The following is a 14593-nucleotide window of genomic DNA, read 5'->3' on the forward strand; positions in this document are numbered from 1 at the left end:
TCCTGGCACGCAGGGAGTAAGTCCCGCCGCACGAATCGCATGCGCGGACCTAGACCTGCGACTCTGCTCACTGCCCGGAGGCGTGGCGATCGGGGGACTGAAGGGGCGCTTCAGTCCGCAGCCGGGGTTCCGGCGGCTGCTGGCGCTGCAGCGTGTCCTGCTCCGTGCGGCTGATCTTCTCAGCCACAGCGAGGCTGATGAAGTGATTCAGGGAGATGCCCTCGCGCCGTGCCTGCTCGGAGGCCTGAGTACGCGCATGGGGAGATAAACGAAGTGGAAAGCTCTGCCGACGCCGGTTCGTTGTCATGAAGTGCTTCGCAAACTTCGAAGCGGAGGATCTCGCCTGGATGGACTTCCTCCGAGGGAATGTTCCAGGTTCCTGCCGCGCTATCCGGACGACCCACCGCTTCGAACGAACTTCGGAGTCCGCCCACCGAGGTGAGCTGATGCACCAGCGACGCAGCCCCGATTGCTGCTCGCTTGTACCACGGTCTCCCGTGAACCGACGATCACCAGTACCGCAGAGATGCAGCGCTTTGGATACTAGTTGCCTTCAACGTTGCCTGAAGTTGAGGTGATATCACCCGTAATGTACAACACTTATTCCCCAATTGGGAAAAGGCTGTTTGTGATATCACCTCGTGTCACGAATTGGTGATCGACGTCACATCCAAACCAATAAAGACTGTGCTCGTCGGGCCCTCCTCGAGGTCGAGGTGAGGAGCACGGTAGGCTGCAACAACCCAGAGGAGTAGATCAGCCATGGAACAGAATTGCGTCCGCCACCAGTCTCTTCCGGTCCATCTTGGGCCATCCATGCAGCGTCAGGCAGCTGAAATTGCACAGCGCGCCGGCGTCTCGCTCAACTTCTTCATCAGCCAGGCCATCGAAGAAAAGCTATCGCGCGTAGATGCTGCGGGAGAGGCGGTTTTTCGTGATGTCCAGCCAGGCTTCCTTGATGTGCCGTGGGCGAGCAGGCTGAAAGGCTAGGCGGTTTGCGTCTGCGCGGCCCGCTATGCAAACCGCATTGCGGATATGGAGTGCGCTGGATGTGGGCGCGCCATCAGGACCAATCGTCCGACGCGGAGACGGCGACATTGCTATCGCGATGACCACGTCCGCACGAGCTGATGTGATATCACGAGCCCGGATTATCTGGATTGCACCATTGAGCGCTGCTGCGGCTTGCGCGTATTCTCCGGTGCATAGCCCCAGCAATACCGCTGGGAGTTGTAAGTGGTGGTGATATCGCTGGCTGCGTGGGGAGGTTCTTCGATCCTCCTGTGATAGCCAGCGTCGCGACAGAATACGGTCGTGCCCGCGAATGTTTCATTACGACAGGAGGCCCATGATGGATGTCACACTTCGCCGGAAGCAGAGCTTCCTCCTGCGTCTTCCTCCCACGCTGCGGGAGCAGGCCGCATCAATCGCGCAGGAGGAAGGTATCTCACTCAACCACTTCATCGGTCTTGCACTGGCGGAGAAGGTCAGCCGCATGCAGCAGAGGTCAGCAGATGGTCTCATGTCGCTTCGTTTGCCTTCGACACCTGCCACGACGCCGGGTGTAGCACTCCGCACGGGCACAGGCCGCCCCGCGACGCCTTACATGGTTCCGCGCGGCCAGGCAGGACCGCCGCGATAAAGCGAGGCGAGCGGACGAAATTTTCCTTGGGGGAAAGACAAAACGAGGGACGCCAGATGGCGTCCCTCGTCTCTTGTTGCGCTGTTCGTGCGTTGTGGCGTTTCCGCCAGGTGGTGCTTTGGTCTAGCGTCCCTTGGGTCCGAAGCCGAAGGTTGCCGAGAACATCACGCTGCGTCCAGGGAGGATGGTGATGGCGTCAGCTCCGGCGGCTGGCGCCTGAGAGATGTTCGCGTTGAATGGATCGGCGTAGCTGGTGCCGTTGGCGGTGATGGTATTCGCCTTGGCCTTGGTGGAGATGCTGTCGCCGGTGATGTTGTGTTCGTCGAAGATGTTGTTGAAGCTGAGGCGGAGCTTGGTGTTGTTGAAGTGGCTCGTTCCGCGGATGGTGTAGTTGAGGAAGAGGTTGGTGAGCGTGAAGGGCGAGATCGTGGCCTCGTTGTGGAAGCCGCCGTCGTCCAGGCGCTGGGTGCCAACGGTCTTGTTGAAGATGCCCGCGTCCCAACCGCTGTGCTGGTAGGTGAGGCCCTCGGTGAGGATGTCGGACGGGGTGCTCGCTACCCAGAGACCGCTGGGGGTCGGGGTGGTGATGGTCGGGGTGGTCGAGGTGCAGCCGGCCGCGGACGAGGTGCAGTAGGTGATGGCGCTGCCGGTGTACTTGGCGTCGTCGTAGCTGGCGTTGAGGTAGAGGCTGAGGCCGTGGGTGAGGGAGATGTTGCTCTCAGCCTCGACGCCCTGGGTGATCGAAGGCGGCGTGGGGTAGTAGACCGGCTCGCCGGTGTTGAGCGGGGTGAACGAAGAGTAGCCGCTGCCGAAGTGGATATTGAAGTAGCTCAGATCCAGCGTGACGCGCTTCAGCTTGAGCACCGTACCGGTCTGGTACGTGGTCGTCTTCTGCTGCTTGGGAAGCGTGGCGACGGGGGTCCCAGTCGAGGACTGGGTGAAGTCAAAGGTCGACGACGGGGGAGCGATGGTGCCGGTGGCGTACTGTGCGTACGCGGACCAGTTGTTGGTGATGCGGTAGTTGCCAGCGACCGAAGGCAGCGTGGCGAAGTAGCTTCCGCCGTTGGCGATGAAGCTGGCGGGGTTGTTGGTGCCGAGTCCGCCGATCTTACCGCCGTTGTCGGCATACTGCTTGGTGCCGATGGTGTAGTAGGAGAACTTGACGCCCGGTGTGATGAGGAGCTTCGAGGTGGGGTGGAACTCGTACTCGGCGAAGGGCTGGTAGGAGTCCTGGACGAAGGTTTCCTTGAAGTTCGGTAGCGCCTGGTCGGTCCAGTTCGTCAACGGGTCGGACGGGTACTGATGGCGGTTGGTGTTGGACCACGCGTACCACATGCCGGCGCGGAAGATACCGAGCTTCGATACCTGGCTCAGCTGCGAGGTTTCGCCATAGGTGCGGTAGCTGTTGTACTTGTCGACGCCGCATCCGCCAGCAGAGCAAAGGGCCGTGATCTTGACGCCGAGAGGAGCGTAGGTGGTGCCGATGAGCGCCGCGTTGTCGGTGATGGGAACAGCGTTGGAGTACTTCTCGGAGTTGTCGTAGTTGTAGGTGTAAGGCTTGAAGTCCAGGATGAAGCCGTGCGCCATTTCCTTGTGAACACCGACGTATTCGAAGTCCGTGGGCACATGGTAGTAGTTGTACTGGTAGTCCAGATAGAGCATCGGATCGGCGTTATTGGTCAGGTAAAAATTGATGCCTGAGCCGGCAAACGGAGCGTTGGTTCCGGTGCAGGTGTAGTTCGCCCCGGCGCCGTACATCTGGCAGCGGGTGGCGTTGAAGTTGGGGGTGTTGGCGTCGAGCCAGATGACGGCCGAGAAGCCGGTGATCGTGGTCTTGTCGGAGAGCTTGTACTGGACCTGGATGTCGCCGGCGTTGCGGGTCTGGAAGTTGTAGGTCTGGTAGCCGTCCGAGCCGAGGTGGTGGACGTCGATGTTCAGGTTGAACTTGTGGCCGGGGCCGAAGTTGCCCGAGTCATACTCGCCGTCATACAGCTTGGTGTTGAAGGAGCCGTAGGAGACGCTGCCGCGGACGTTCTCGATGGGAGAGAACGGCTTGGAGAGCAGGTTGATGGAGCCGCCGAAGGGAGCATAGCCGATGGTGGAAGCCGTGCCGGGCGAGCGGTCGAAGTCGATACCGCCGAGGAACTGCGACGGGAAGAATGCCCAGGAGTGGTGCGAAACGCTGTTGGTATCGGACCAGGGAATACCGTCGAACTTGATGTCGTAGTCACCATCGGGGAAGCCGCGGAAGTTGGTCTTGGACTGGCCGAGGCCGACGCCGTTGCCGTTGGTGGTGAAGGTGCCGGGAGCCATCTCGACGGCTTCGCCGTAGTCGGCGACGGGGGACATGAAGTTCTTGATCATGGTCCCGGTGATCTCGGTGCGGGCGGAGGTCTCGGAGAGGAGAGCGTCCATGGGCGCGAGGGCCGCAGCGACGGAGTGGGTCTGGTCGGCGTCGACGGTGATGTCGGTGGTCGCTTGCCCGATCGGGAGCGCCAGCATCAGGCTTGCGGGAGCGTGCACGGCAACCTGGTGAGCGACGCCGAAGCCAGTAGAGATCGCGTCGATATCGTAGGCGCCATCTGGCAGAGAAGCAAAGGAGAAGTGACCCTGGCTGTCGGCGGTGACCGAGACGGTCTTGCCGGTCCTCTCGTTCTTCGCGGTGACGGTCGCCTTGGGAATCACACCACCCTTGGAGTCGGTGATGGTGCCCTCAATGCCCGTAGCCTGAGCGAATGCCGAGCTCGCGCTGCACAAGCTCACTGCGAGCAGGGCAAAGCCTGCAAGCGATTGGTTGACCCGGCGCACGATGCGACGCAGGTCTTCTGAGTGTTCTCGAACGATCATCATTCTGGCGATTTCCTTCCCCTTGTAGGGCAGTGGTTCAAAGTGGTGCGGATGTTGACTCACGGGGCAGCAACCCGGGTCTATTTGTAACGGCGCTACGGCGTCTCATTGGCGCACAGGGGCCTGATCTCGTTCGCACGCCGGCATCCTTGAAGCGGACACTCTGCGGCGCGGACCGGGCCTTTGCAGGTCGTAGTTCGCCCAGATATCACCTGAGTGACCTAAGTGTGTCAGCGGAGTGAATGGATAGAGTGAGCAGACTGTGAATCCACGGTTAAAGGACTGTGAACAGCAAGTGCGGCTGTGGTTTTGTCAGGCTGACAGAGGCGGGTGCAGCGCAAAGAAATGTTGTGGCGTGGGTCACCGTTTGCGACGATTGCAAGGCGTGCTTTGGCTACGGTCGACAGAAGGCGCCGCAGGCGCGAATGAGAGCGAGGGCGATGCGGGATCCGTCCGAGGCGCTCGCCGGCGCTAGTGCCGGTTGGTGACTGTAAGTATCCGGACGGGCCGCGCTCTTCGAAGATGACGTTTCCGTAAGGGAATTGAAATCGTGCTGTAACTCCAGACTCACAGTTGGTCTATACAAGCTGCATAGCTTCCTCCTATCACCACTTTGAGGGAGACCCGCCTGTGCGCTCTGCACGCTTGCAATTCGCTGCGCTTTTCACGGCCAGCATTCTTCTTGTTTCTACACTTTCGGCCCAGACAGCCTCATCCGTGGCTGGATCCGTTGTCGACGGTAAGGGCGCGCTCGTCGCCCACGCGAAGATCGCACTCCACTCACCGGATAACAAGGTCACCCGCAACACCCTCTCGGATGAGGCGGGTCACTTTGCGCTGAGCAACGTGCCGGCTGGTAACTATATTCTCGACGCCGACGCGCCCGGGTTTGCGACCACGCACCAGGCAAGCGTGACTGTTGCGGGCGACAAGGCCACAGAACTCAGCGTGACCCTGCGCATCGGGAACCTGGAGCAGATGGTCGAAGTGCAGGCCGATGCGTCGAACTCTGTCGCTGCGCAGCTTGCTCCGATGGACGCGCGTCTGGATGCCCGATCGGCGCGTACCGAGATCACGTCGCACTTCATCGAGAACTACACGACGCCCACGGCTGACAACACGGAGATGATCTTCTTCGCGCCGGGCACGTTCTCGGTGAACCCCAACGGCAGCGGCCTGGGTGACTCGAAGAACTTCTTCCGCGGCTTCTCGGACGGCAACTACGACATCACCTTCGACGGCATCCCTTACGAGGACACGAACTCGCCGACGCATCATTCGTGGGCGTTCTTCCCGGCACCCTTCATCGGCAGTGTGGACTTCGATCGCTCGCCGGGCACCGCGTCGACGGTTGGACCGACGCCCTTCGGCGGCTCGATCAACATGCTGTCGAAGACGCTGCGCCAGAACCCGGACATCATCGGCTCGGTGAGCTATGGATCGTGGAACACGATTCTGACGGACGTGCAGGTGAACTCGGGCCCGCTGGGCGCGAACAAGAAGACGCACTTCCTTGCCGACTTCAACCACCTGACCTCGGATGGCTTTCAGACCTGGAACGCGCAGATGCGCTCGGCCGGCGACATCAAGGTGGAGTACCGCTTCAACGACGAGAAGATCCTGACGGGCTACAGCGGCGTTGGCTTGCTGGACACCAACACGCCGAACACCAAGGGCCCGACGCGTACCCAGTATCTGGCGCAGTACAACTACCTGCTGCAGAACACGGACAATACACGCTCCGATTATGCGGGCTATAACTACTACCACATCCCTTCGGACTTCGAGTATGTGGGCTTCATCATGCCGCTGGGCCATGGCTGGCATGTGGACACGAAGCAGTACACGTACAGCTACTACAACCAGCAGAACTATGCTTCGACGCCGAAGACGGGTGTGATCTCGTCGACCAACTGCCTGCCGGAGGGCACGCAGACCTGCGGCGTGGACAAGCTGAACAGCTATCGCAAGTACGGCGACATCACCACGGTGAGCCAGGTGTCGAAGTATGGCATCTTCCGGACGGGTCTCTGGTACGAGTGGGCGACGACCTCGCGCCATCAGATTCCGCAGGATCCGATCACGCTGAAGGACACGGTGCTGCCGAACTTCAACGAGTTCTTCCACACCAACAGCTACCAGCCGTTTGCCGAGTACGAGTGGCATCCGACGCTGAAGCTTACGGTTACCGGCGGAGCGAAGTTCTCGCGCTACACGTTCGATTTGAAGCAGCTCTCCGACAACGGCGGCGCCGTTGGTACGCTCCCGGCAGGGCAGACCGCGGTCTATCACTACGCCACGTTCAACACGGTTCTTCCTTCGGCGGACGTGAACTATCGCTTCCGTGAGAACTGGTCGGCCTACGCGCAGTTCGGCACCGGCAGCCTCATTCCTCCGTCGAGCGTGTTCGATGTGCCGAACGTAGTGAGTGGTGTGCTCGTGAACCCGGTGACGGTGCTCCCGAAGCAGACGAAGGCCTACACGTATCAGACGGGCTCGGTGCTGAAGCTTCGCCGCCTGACCCTCGACGGCGACTTTTACTACGTGCTGTTCGGTAACGGCTACACGGCTTCGCCGGACCCCACGGCTGCCGGCGCGAACGAGTACCAGAGCTCGGGCAACTCGACGACGAAGGGCTTCGAGGGCGAAGCGAACATCTCCCTCACGCACGGCTTTCTTCTCTATACCAACGGCACGGTCGGCTCGGCGCGCTATACGAGCCAGACGATCCTCACCGGTACTTCGACGGGCAACAAGTACTACATCAATCCCAACAACGGCGCGGCTGTCGCCAGCACACCGGCGAACACGGAGACGTGGGGACTGACGTATAACTCGCATGGCTTCGACTTCGGCTGGCTCACGAAGCGCATCGGACCGATGTGGAACGACAACAAGGCGACGGTCAAGCTGAACTACACCGATGGCACGGTCTCGGGCAGCACGAGCATTACCGCCAGCCAGGTGATTCCCATCGATCCGTTCACGCTCTCCAATCTGTTCCTGAACTACAACGTCCGTCAGCTCCCGTACTTCGGAGAGTCAAAGCTGCGCTTGAGCTTCAACAACCTGTTCAATGCTCAGGGCATCACCGGGCTCACTGCCGCAACGGCCGGGACCACGTTCACTCCCAACGCTGGCGACACGCTCACGCTGCTTCCGGGCCGCAGCATCACTGTCTCCTTTCAGGTGGGCCTTACTCGCCACAAGGAATAACTTTCCTGTGGCTCAGCCTGGGCAGGCCGGTAACTTCCGGCCTGCCCGTTCCTATCCTCGTCATCCGTGAGAGCGTCCCATGCGATCGTTGGTTTTTCTCCTCATCCTTACTTCCGTTGCCGGTGCGCAACAGTCTCCTACCGCGAAGGCGCCGCGGACCAGCCCATGGTTCAAAGCGCAAACCATCGACTTCGTCGCGCTGACTCCTGCTCCGCCGGCGCCGGGCTCGGAGCTCGATAGGCAGGACATGAAGGAAGTTCTGCTCGAACAGCGCACCCGCACAGCGGCGCAGATCCAGCAGGCACAGGCGGACGATAAGGAAGAAGACATGTTCGCGTTTGCGACTGTCCTCGGTCCGAAGTTCAGTGCAGCGGAGCTGCCGCTGACGGCGGCGTTTTCGCAGCACCTCCGCGATGCCTCTGCGGTGATCAACAATCCGATGAAGGTGTACTACGGGCGGCCACGTCCGTTTGTTACTTCTGCGGAGGTTCATCCCGTGTGCGAGAAGACCGCCAGCAACTCTTATCCAAGCGGGCACAGCATGGTGGGCACGCTGGAGGCGCTTGCCCTCACGCAGATTGTTCCTGAGCGGTCGCCCGAGATCCTTCACCGGTTGGACCAGTACACGCAGAACCGCGTGGTGTGCGGGGTTCACTATCCAAGTGATGTCGCGGCGTCACGGCTGATCGCCACGTCGCTGTATGGTCTGATTGCGGCATCGCCCGACTTCCAGAGAGAGCTCGCGGGGGCGAAGGCAGAGGTCAGGAGCCACCTGGGGCTGGTGGCGGCTCCTGTCCGTGCTGCCGCTCTCCCCTAGTAGCGCGTCAACTCATGCGGTGCGGGCCAGGTGAGGGTTCCATCGGAGCGCAGGGCGTACATGAAGATTTCCTTCTTGTCGTTCACGTTGACCGCGACGATGACGCCGGTGCCGAAGGTGCCGCTGCCGTCGGTGGCGGAAGCGTCGACGTGATGGCTCGTGATGGGGGCTTCGATGGGGCTGTGGGTGGTCCAGTCCTCGGTGAAGCGGGCGAGGGGATAGTCCTTGTACTTATCCGCGTGCGAGGCCCAGTCGGCATCGTTGTTATAGATGCCGTAGGCCTTCGCGTAGTCCTTGGCTTCGATCGCGTTGAGGAACTTGTCGACCTTGCGCTGGGAGGGGTAGTTGGAGAAGAGCCAGCCGTGCCCGGTGACGTAGCCCACGAAGGTGAGCACGATGAGCAGCACGATGGACGCGGCGATGGCGATGAGGATGTTCCGGTTCTGCTTCTCTTTCGCGGGGTTAAACGCGGGGGCGTTCATCAGGCTGCTCATGGAGGTCTTCCTTCGTTCGTCGATGTCGTGGCCCTTCGCGCAGGCGGCGAAAGGGTGTTCGCAGATTATTAGACACCGGAGAGCGGGAAAACGGATGCGTGAGACGGCGACCTTCGGTCGTTAGCCACCTTTGGTGGGTAGCGGGGTCGCCGTTAGCCGCTTCGCGGTTAGCTGCGACGGCGAGGTCGGTCGTCGTGCAGGGCGAAGGCGTTTTCGTAGTGCTCGCACTCGGGCTGGTCGCCGAGGAGGTAGACGGCGATGACGTCGAAGCGGACGCGGAGCTGCTCGCGTTCAGTCTCGGGATACTGGCGGAGGTAGGCGCGGGCGACGCGGCGGAGGATGCGCTGCTTGGCCGGATCGACCTGGGACTGGGCGGGATAGAAGTCGCGGCGGGTGCGGGCCTTGACCTCGAAGACGACGAGAGTGGGGTGCGGGGATTCGGGCGAGGCGGGGAGCCAGGCGACGAGATCGAGGTCCCCGGGACCCCGGGGAGCGCGCCAGCGGCGGGCGGTGATCTGCCAGCCCCGCTCGCGGAGCCAGAAGAAGGCGGCATCCTCGCCGCGTTCGCCGGTGAGGAGGTGCTCGGGTTTGGGGCGCTTGCATAAGCGGAGGGCGCGAGCGGCGAGACGGTCGTCGGCGAGGCGGCGCAGGCGGGTGTAGAGGCGGGCTTCGAGGGTGAGGAAGCCATTGCGGCGTGTGGATGAGAGGTTCACTTGGACCACCGACCGCCGAACGCCAGCGCCGTAAGAAAGATGCGCGAGTCTTCCTCATCGCGGACGTTATTCCACGTGCGGAAGAGATCTTCCGCTTCCTTAACCCGTGCGAGAGCGATCTGGCGATCCAGAGGAAACTGGAGATCGTAGTCGGCTCTATGGCGCGCTTCCTGGAGCTGAAGAAAGTTCTTAGCGACCCGGTTCAGTTCGGGAGAGACGCCGCCTGGAAGGAGATCGCGAAGCTGATCGGGCAACTGCGGCTTTACGAACCAGTCGCACACCTTTTTCATCTCTCTGTGCTCGAAGGCTCGGCTGACGCGGGCGGTAAGAGTCGGCGGAGCCGTGGGCAGAAGCCGTCCGACGGCTTCCGCGATGAGCAGATGGAAGACCGCATAGTATCCCGCAGAGATGGCGCGGCGAAGGTTCGCCTGGAGCGGAACCGCGATGGGGCGGCTGGAGCTATCCGCTGTGGCCAACATTCGCGCCTGTAGCAACAACTCTTCGTGCAGGGGCATAGATTGGGTGACGACGATTACGCGACGACGAAGTCTACATATTCAAACAATGGCAGATCCAGCCGATCCAGAGCCCGGAGAGTGTCATCAATGAGATCGGACAGCTGCTTCGCCCGATCTTCGTCGGAGAGGTGGATGGGTGCGACGGCGTAGATGATGAACCAGGACGGCTCACCGAAGCTGTTTTCTCTGAGCTCCACCGCTTGGAGGGCAACGCCTTCCGGCAGAGAGAGCGAAGCCAGCGCTTCACGAATCGCCTCCTGCTGCGGCGTGATCTGGGCGAGAGCAGCCATGCGGTCACTATACTCCGCGTCTGGGGGAATGCACAGACGGGCTACGGTATACTTGATCGTGCCCACCAAGCACCAACCAAACTCACAATTAAAGAGGTCGCCGCAATGTCAGCAAAGTACATCTTTGTAACGGGCGGAGTTGTGTCTTCCCTCGGCAAGGGCCTGGCTGCGGCCTCGATCGGCTGTTTGCTGGAAGCGCGTGGACTCCGCGTGAACATGATGAAGTTTGACCCGTATCTGAACGTGGATCCGGGCACGATGAGCCCGTTCCAGCATGGCGAGGTCTTTGTGACCGACGACGGTGCGGAGACGGACCTGGACCTGGGGCACTACGAGCGGTTCACGCACGCCAAGCTGTCGCGGGACAACAACCTGACGACGGGCAGGATCTACGAGCAGATCATCACCAAGGAGCGCCGGGGCGACTACCTGGGCAAGACGGTGCAGGTGATTCCGCACGTCACGAATGAGATCAAGAACGCGGCGCGCAAGGTGGCGGCGTCGGGCGATGTGGATGTGGTGCTGGTGGAGATCGGCGGCACGGTGGGCGATATCGAGTCGCTGCCGTTCCTGGAGGCGATCCGCCAGATGCGGCAGGAGCTGGGCCGTGACAACACGTGCTTCGTGCACACGACGCTGATTCCGTGGATTGCGGCGGCGCAGGAGTTGAAGACCAAGCCGACGCAGCACTCGGTGAAGGAGATGCTGTCGATCGGCATCCAGCCGGACATTCTGTTGTGCCGTGCCGATCGCGAAGTCCCGCGCGATATGCGGGAGAAGATCTCGGCATTCTGCAACGTGGAGCAGGCGGCGGTGATCATCGCGCGCGATGTGCCGAGCATTTACGAGGTGCCGTTGAACTTTGCGGCGCAGGGCGTGGACGAGCTGGTGCTCAAGTATCTGCGCATCGACGCGAAGCCGGCGGACCTGAGCAAGTGGCAGGACATCGTGCATCGCGCCTACAACCCGCAGGACGAGGTTGTGATCGGCATCGTGGGCAAGTACGTGGAGTATGAGGATTCGTACAAGAGCCTGAAGGAGTCGCTGGTGCATGGCGCGCTGGCGGAGAACCTGAAGCTGCGCGTGGTTTGGGTGGAGGCCGAGGGGCTGGAAGGCGATGGTCCCGAGGACACGAGCTTTCACTCGCAGCTGGAGGGCTTCGACGGCATTCTGGTGCCGGGCGGCTTCGGCAAGCGCGGCATCGAAGGCATGCTGAAGGCGATTCGTTATGCGCGTGAGCAGAAGGTGCCGTACTTCGGGATTTGTTTGGGCATGCAGACGGCGTGCATCGAGTACGCGCGCAACGTGTGCGGGTTGGGCAAGGCGAACTCGGGCGAGTTCGATCCAGCGACGCCGCACCGGATCATCTACAAGCTGCGCGAGCTGACGGGCGTGGAAGAGATGGGCGGAACGATGCGTTTGGGTGCGTGGGATTGCGTGCTGGAGCCGGGATCGCTGGCGGCGCAGGCCTACGGGACGACGCAGATCAGCGAGCGCCATCGGCACCGGTATGAGTTCAACCGCGAGTACGAGGCGGTGCTGGTGGGCGGCGGACTGAAGCTGACGGGCACGACGCCGGATGCGACCTACGTGGAGATCGTGGAGATCCCCGGGCACCCGTTCTTCCTGGGCTGCCAGTTCCATCCTGAGTTCAAGTCGAAACCGCTGGAGCCGCACCCGCTGTTCCGCAGCTTTGTGAAGGCCAGCTATGCGAATCGCGGGCTGAAGAAGGCGGAGGACGTGGTGAAGGCGGAGGTCAGGGCGTAAGCAGGCACGCGCCCTGCACTCTCGCGGCCAGAGCGCGGTCGTAAGTGACAAGCTGAAGACCGCCGGCGTTTGCGAATGCCGCAAGATAGTCATCTGCCCAACGCTTTGGCGAAACTTCGTTGCGATTGGACTGATTCCTGAACGCAATGGAAAGGCCTTCTGGTTCCGGATGAAGTTCGATGCGTGGGTCCAGCATTAGAAAGTCGAAGGATAGCCAGGCGCTTCGCTGCGTCATCACGTCGTCACCCATTACCTGGCTGGTGGTGAGCAGGCGCAGCAGAGAGAGCTGAGTGAGGCGGCAGAAGAATATGCGCTCGCTGGAAGCGACGGACTGCAACCATTTCGCCGTGGATGTGTGACTGGCGTGTCCGCTCGTGCTCAGCGAGAACCATACGTTTGCGTCAGGAAGGATCAAGGAAATCGAACTCCGCGACCTGCTCCGATGTGATGGAATTCGGGTGCTTCGACTTAATCAGCGGGAAGCGTTTTGCGAGTTCTTCCGGTGTGGCAGGAATTCCCGCGAGCTTACGTAGCTGATCTGCGACAACTTGATCGACGGGAACCTCTTGGGCGGCAGCGAGAGCCCGAAGAGTTTCGTATGTTGCTTCCGGGATGTCGATGGTCACCCGCATGCGTTCATCGTAGTGCAGAAGGCCGAGCGACGCTACCTGGAGTGTCAACCTGCTGGCTGCCAGTTCCACCCAGAGTTCAAGTCGAAGCCGCTGGAGCCGCACCCGTTGTTCCGCAACTTCGTGAAGGCCAGCTACGCGAATCGTGGGCTGAAGAAGGCCGAGGATGTGGTGAAGGCGGAGGTCAGGGCGTAAAGATCCGGTTGGCAAGATCCGGAGCAAGCAGGCGAAAGTGGCGCGCGTTCCAAGAGTAGATGCGCGTCGCTTTTACCTTCCGGGCGCACTCGATCAGGAGCGCGTCGAAGATAATCCCGCCAATCAATCCTGACGCAGCCGTGTGCTCGATCACAGAGGCATACTCTCGATCAGTCAGGCTGACGATCTTGACCCTCTCGCGAACCTGGGACATGACCTGCATGACTGCGGGGATTGGCAGCCGCAAGGGCTTAGGCATCCCCGACAGGCTTGAGTAGGTTTCTGCGAGGGAATGAGAGCCACATGCTGTGTTGGTACGAGTGGCTGCTCGAAGCAATTCGGCGCTGTTCTCGTAGTGGATGTGTGAACTCTGCGCAGCCGCGATGAGGATAGACGTATCCAGGAAGATCATGGCTCGAGGCTCTCGCCGGAGACGAATCGCATGCGACGTTCGCGCAGCTCGTCCATCCACCGCTGGACTTCGTCGGTCGTGATCGGAACGCCAGCGTCATAGACCCAGAGGCCGCGGTCATTCCAGAGGCCCTTCGGCTGTCGCTTGGCGCGGAGCACAACGGCATCCTCCTGTACCTCTAACTCAACTTGCGTGCCGGCGTTGAGCCCAAGGGCGTCGCGGACCTTCTTGGGGACCACGATACGTCCGGCCTTGTCGATCTCTACCGTGGCATTCATGAATACCATTTTACCATTTCAAAATGGCATTTCGGCCGGTTGGCTGTAGAGTAGTTCGTGATGACGATGCAATACGACTACCGGGATGGGCAGCGGCGGGGCGGCGGGGCGTTTTTTGGTGTGCTGCTCTCTATTGCTTTGGGCGCTCTGGCATTGGGTGTTTTTGTTCACCATGCGCGGTCGGGGCTGGCGGGGCGGCTGGTCTCGATGATTACGGGCCGGCCGATGACGATTGTGACGGCGCCGGATGTGATCGACAAGATTGAGCGTCTGAGCCGGCTGGAGACCGTCGTCTACTCGATGGATACGGTCGTCGAAGGTAACGAGTCGAACCCGGTGCTGCCGGATGCGCTGGCCGGCGACAAGCTGCTGATGATCGTGCATGGGCAGACGATTGCGGGCGTGGACCTGAGCCAGCTGAAGCCGGAGAGCGTGCAGATTACCGAGGGCAAGGACGGGCGGACGATCCACCTGACGCTGCCGGCGTCGCAGGTGTTCCTGACGACGCTGGATAACGGCAAGACGCGTGTCTACCAGCGCGATACAGGACTGCTGGTGAAGGCGGACCCGAACCTGGAGACGTCGGTGCGGCAGAAGGCGCAGGGCGAGTTGCAGCAGGCGGCGCTGACGGACGGGATTCTGGATGCGGCGTCAAAGAACGCCCGAGCAACCGTGACGGCGATGCTCGAGGGTCTGGGATTCGCGCATGTGGACGTGAAGTAGCGGCGTGGCCCGCGGGCTGGTGTCGTCGTTCTGCGACATCCTCACCTCCGCC

General features: G+C 61.3%; 16 protein-coding genes and 1 pseudogene. 7 read left to right on the top strand and 10 right to left on the bottom strand.

Going from position 1 to position 14593, the window contains the following annotated elements; genetic code table 11:
* Nucleotides 1-67 precede the first annotated feature (67 nt).
* Nucleotides 68-307, bottom strand: coding sequence for a toxin-antitoxin system HicB family antitoxin (locus C4S68_RS14165; RefSeq protein ID WP_103933754.1), 240 nt, complete (start codon nucleotides 305-307; stop codon nucleotides 68-70).
* A 509-nt stretch (nucleotides 308-816) separates the two neighbouring features.
* Here C4S68_RS14165 and C4S68_RS23230 point away from each other — a divergent pair.
* Nucleotides 817-990: a hypothetical protein gene (locus C4S68_RS23230; RefSeq protein WP_160115162.1), complete on the top strand. Its 174-nt coding sequence runs from the start codon at nucleotides 817-819 to the stop codon at nucleotides 988-990.
* Nucleotides 991-1348: 358 nt separating this feature from the next.
* Complete coding sequence (locus tag C4S68_RS14175) at nucleotides 1349-1642, top strand: toxin-antitoxin system HicB family antitoxin (RefSeq protein WP_200821561.1); 294 nt, start codon at nucleotides 1349-1351, stop codon at nucleotides 1640-1642.
* A gap of 123 nt (nucleotides 1643-1765) precedes the next feature.
* Here C4S68_RS14175 and C4S68_RS14180 read toward each other — a convergent pair whose 3' ends face one another.
* The gene (locus C4S68_RS14180; protein WP_235011603.1) at nucleotides 1766-4492 is read right to left on the bottom strand and encodes a TonB-dependent receptor; all 2727 of its coding nucleotides are present in this window, start codon (nucleotides 4490-4492) and stop codon (nucleotides 1766-1768) included.
* Between the two features lie 714 nt (nucleotides 4493-5206).
* Between C4S68_RS14180 and C4S68_RS14185 the strand changes: the two genes are divergently transcribed.
* Nucleotides 5207-7705: a TonB-dependent receptor gene (locus tag C4S68_RS14185; protein WP_160115163.1), complete on the top strand. Its 2499-nt coding sequence runs from the start codon at nucleotides 5207-5209 to the stop codon at nucleotides 7703-7705.
* A 79-nt stretch (nucleotides 7706-7784) separates the two neighbouring features.
* Complete coding sequence (locus tag C4S68_RS14190) at nucleotides 7785-8522, top strand: acid phosphatase (protein WP_103933757.1); 738 nt, start codon at nucleotides 7785-7787, stop codon at nucleotides 8520-8522.
* Here C4S68_RS14190 and C4S68_RS14195 read toward each other — a convergent pair.
* The 4 genes from C4S68_RS14195 to C4S68_RS14210 form a co-directional block, all read right to left on the bottom strand.
* Nucleotides 8519-9016, bottom strand: a complete 498-nt coding sequence (locus C4S68_RS14195) for a hypothetical protein (protein WP_103933758.1) — start codon at nucleotides 9014-9016, stop codon at nucleotides 8519-8521. The genes C4S68_RS14190 and C4S68_RS14195 overlap by 4 nt on opposite strands.
* A gap of 167 nt (nucleotides 9017-9183) precedes the next feature.
* A complete protein-coding gene (locus C4S68_RS14200) occupies nucleotides 9184-9729 on the bottom strand; it encodes a YraN family protein (RefSeq protein ID WP_103933759.1) in 546 nt (181 codons plus the stop codon).
* Nucleotides 9726-10208: a hypothetical protein gene (locus tag C4S68_RS14205; RefSeq protein ID WP_103933760.1), complete on the bottom strand. Its 483-nt coding sequence runs from the start codon at nucleotides 10206-10208 to the stop codon at nucleotides 9726-9728. Before C4S68_RS14205 ends, C4S68_RS14200 begins: the two co-directional genes overlap by 4 nt.
* A gap of 53 nt (nucleotides 10209-10261) precedes the next feature.
* The gene (locus C4S68_RS14210; RefSeq protein WP_103933761.1) at nucleotides 10262-10537 is read right to left on the bottom strand and encodes a hypothetical protein; all 276 of its coding nucleotides are present in this window, start codon (nucleotides 10535-10537) and stop codon (nucleotides 10262-10264) included.
* Between the two features lie 105 nt (nucleotides 10538-10642).
* Between C4S68_RS14210 and C4S68_RS14215 the strand changes: the two genes are divergently transcribed.
* The gene (locus C4S68_RS14215; RefSeq protein WP_103933762.1) at nucleotides 10643-12304 is read left to right on the top strand and encodes a CTP synthase; all 1662 of its coding nucleotides are present in this window, start codon (nucleotides 10643-10645) and stop codon (nucleotides 12302-12304) included.
* Here the strand turns inward: C4S68_RS14215 and C4S68_RS14220 are convergent.
* Both C4S68_RS14220 and C4S68_RS22955 read right to left on the bottom strand, forming a co-directional pair.
* Nucleotides 12294-12719 carry a TA system VapC family ribonuclease toxin gene (locus C4S68_RS14220; protein WP_160115164.1) on the bottom strand — a complete coding sequence of 142 codons (426 nt, stop codon included), beginning with the start codon at nucleotides 12717-12719 and terminating at the stop codon, nucleotides 12294-12296. The two genes, C4S68_RS14215 and C4S68_RS14220, sit on opposite strands and share 11 nt — an antisense overlap.
* Complete coding sequence (locus tag C4S68_RS22955) at nucleotides 12706-12936, bottom strand: hypothetical protein (RefSeq protein ID WP_146072149.1); 231 nt, start codon at nucleotides 12934-12936, stop codon at nucleotides 12706-12708. Before C4S68_RS22955 ends, C4S68_RS14220 begins: the two co-directional genes overlap by 14 nt.
* A 54-nt stretch (nucleotides 12937-12990) precedes the next feature.
* Between C4S68_RS22955 and C4S68_RS23410 the strand changes: the two are divergent.
* A pseudogene (locus C4S68_RS23410) lies at nucleotides 12991-13128 on the top strand (glutamine amidotransferase-related protein); the annotation flags it as partial.
* On the opposite strand, the gene C4S68_RS14230 reads toward C4S68_RS23410, so the two are convergent.
* Both C4S68_RS14230 and C4S68_RS14235 read right to left on the bottom strand, forming a co-directional pair.
* The gene (locus C4S68_RS14230; RefSeq protein WP_103933765.1) at nucleotides 13118-13540 is read right to left on the bottom strand and encodes a type II toxin-antitoxin system VapC family toxin; all 423 of its coding nucleotides are present in this window, start codon (nucleotides 13538-13540) and stop codon (nucleotides 13118-13120) included. The pseudogene C4S68_RS23410 and the gene C4S68_RS14230 overlap by 11 nt on opposite strands.
* Nucleotides 13537-13818, bottom strand: a complete 282-nt coding sequence (locus C4S68_RS14235; RefSeq protein WP_103934114.1) for an AbrB/MazE/SpoVT family DNA-binding domain-containing protein — start codon at nucleotides 13816-13818, stop codon at nucleotides 13537-13539. The genes C4S68_RS14230 and C4S68_RS14235 overlap by 4 nt, the downstream gene beginning before the upstream one ends.
* Before the next feature lie 60 nt (nucleotides 13819-13878).
* Between C4S68_RS14235 and C4S68_RS14240 the strand changes: the two genes are divergently transcribed.
* The gene (locus C4S68_RS14240) at nucleotides 13879-14541 is read left to right on the top strand and encodes a DUF4230 domain-containing protein (protein WP_103933766.1); all 663 of its coding nucleotides are present in this window, start codon (nucleotides 13879-13881) and stop codon (nucleotides 14539-14541) included.
* Nucleotides 14542-14593: the final 52 nt, after the last annotated feature.

Origin of the sequence: Bryocella elongata (assembly GCF_900108185.1) — a bacterium.
GTDB classification, from domain to species: Bacteria; Acidobacteriota; Terriglobia; order Terriglobales; family Acidobacteriaceae; genus Granulicella; species Granulicella elongata.

Coding starts and splice junctions, on each gene's coding strand:
- C4S68_RS14165 (WP_103933754.1), bottom strand. CDS start 307: ATGACAACGAACCGGCGTCGGCAGAGCTTTCCACTTCGTTTATCTCCC.
- C4S68_RS23230 (WP_160115162.1), top strand. CDS start 817: ATGCAGCGTCAGGCAGCTGAAATTGCACAGCGCGCCGGCGTCTCGCTC.
- C4S68_RS14175 (WP_200821561.1), top strand. CDS start 1,349: ATGATGGATGTCACACTTCGCCGGAAGCAGAGCTTCCTCCTGCGTCTT.
- C4S68_RS14180 (WP_235011603.1), bottom strand. CDS start 4,492: ATGATGATCGTTCGAGAACACTCAGAAGACCTGCGTCGCATCGTGCGC.
- C4S68_RS14190 (WP_103933757.1), top strand. CDS start 7,785: ATGCGATCGTTGGTTTTTCTCCTCATCCTTACTTCCGTTGCCGGTGCG.
- C4S68_RS14195 (WP_103933758.1), bottom strand. CDS start 9,016: ATGAGCAGCCTGATGAACGCCCCCGCGTTTAACCCCGCGAAAGAGAAG.
- C4S68_RS14205 (WP_103933760.1), bottom strand. CDS start 10,208: ATGTTGGCCACAGCGGATAGCTCCAGCCGCCCCATCGCGGTTCCGCTC.
- C4S68_RS14210 (WP_103933761.1), bottom strand. CDS start 10,537: ATGGCTGCTCTCGCCCAGATCACGCCGCAGCAGGAGGCGATTCGTGAA.
- C4S68_RS14215 (WP_103933762.1), top strand. CDS start 10,643: ATGTCAGCAAAGTACATCTTTGTAACGGGCGGAGTTGTGTCTTCCCTC.
- C4S68_RS22955 (WP_146072149.1), bottom strand. CDS start 12,936: ATGCGGGTGACCATCGACATCCCGGAAGCAACATACGAAACTCTTCGG.
- C4S68_RS14230 (WP_103933765.1), bottom strand. CDS start 13,540: ATGATCTTCCTGGATACGTCTATCCTCATCGCGGCTGCGCAGAGTTCA.
- C4S68_RS14235 (WP_103934114.1), bottom strand. CDS start 13,818: ATGAATGCCACGGTAGAGATCGACAAGGCCGGACGTATCGTGGTCCCC.
- C4S68_RS14240 (WP_103933766.1), top strand. CDS start 13,879: ATGACGATGCAATACGACTACCGGGATGGGCAGCGGCGGGGCGGCGGG.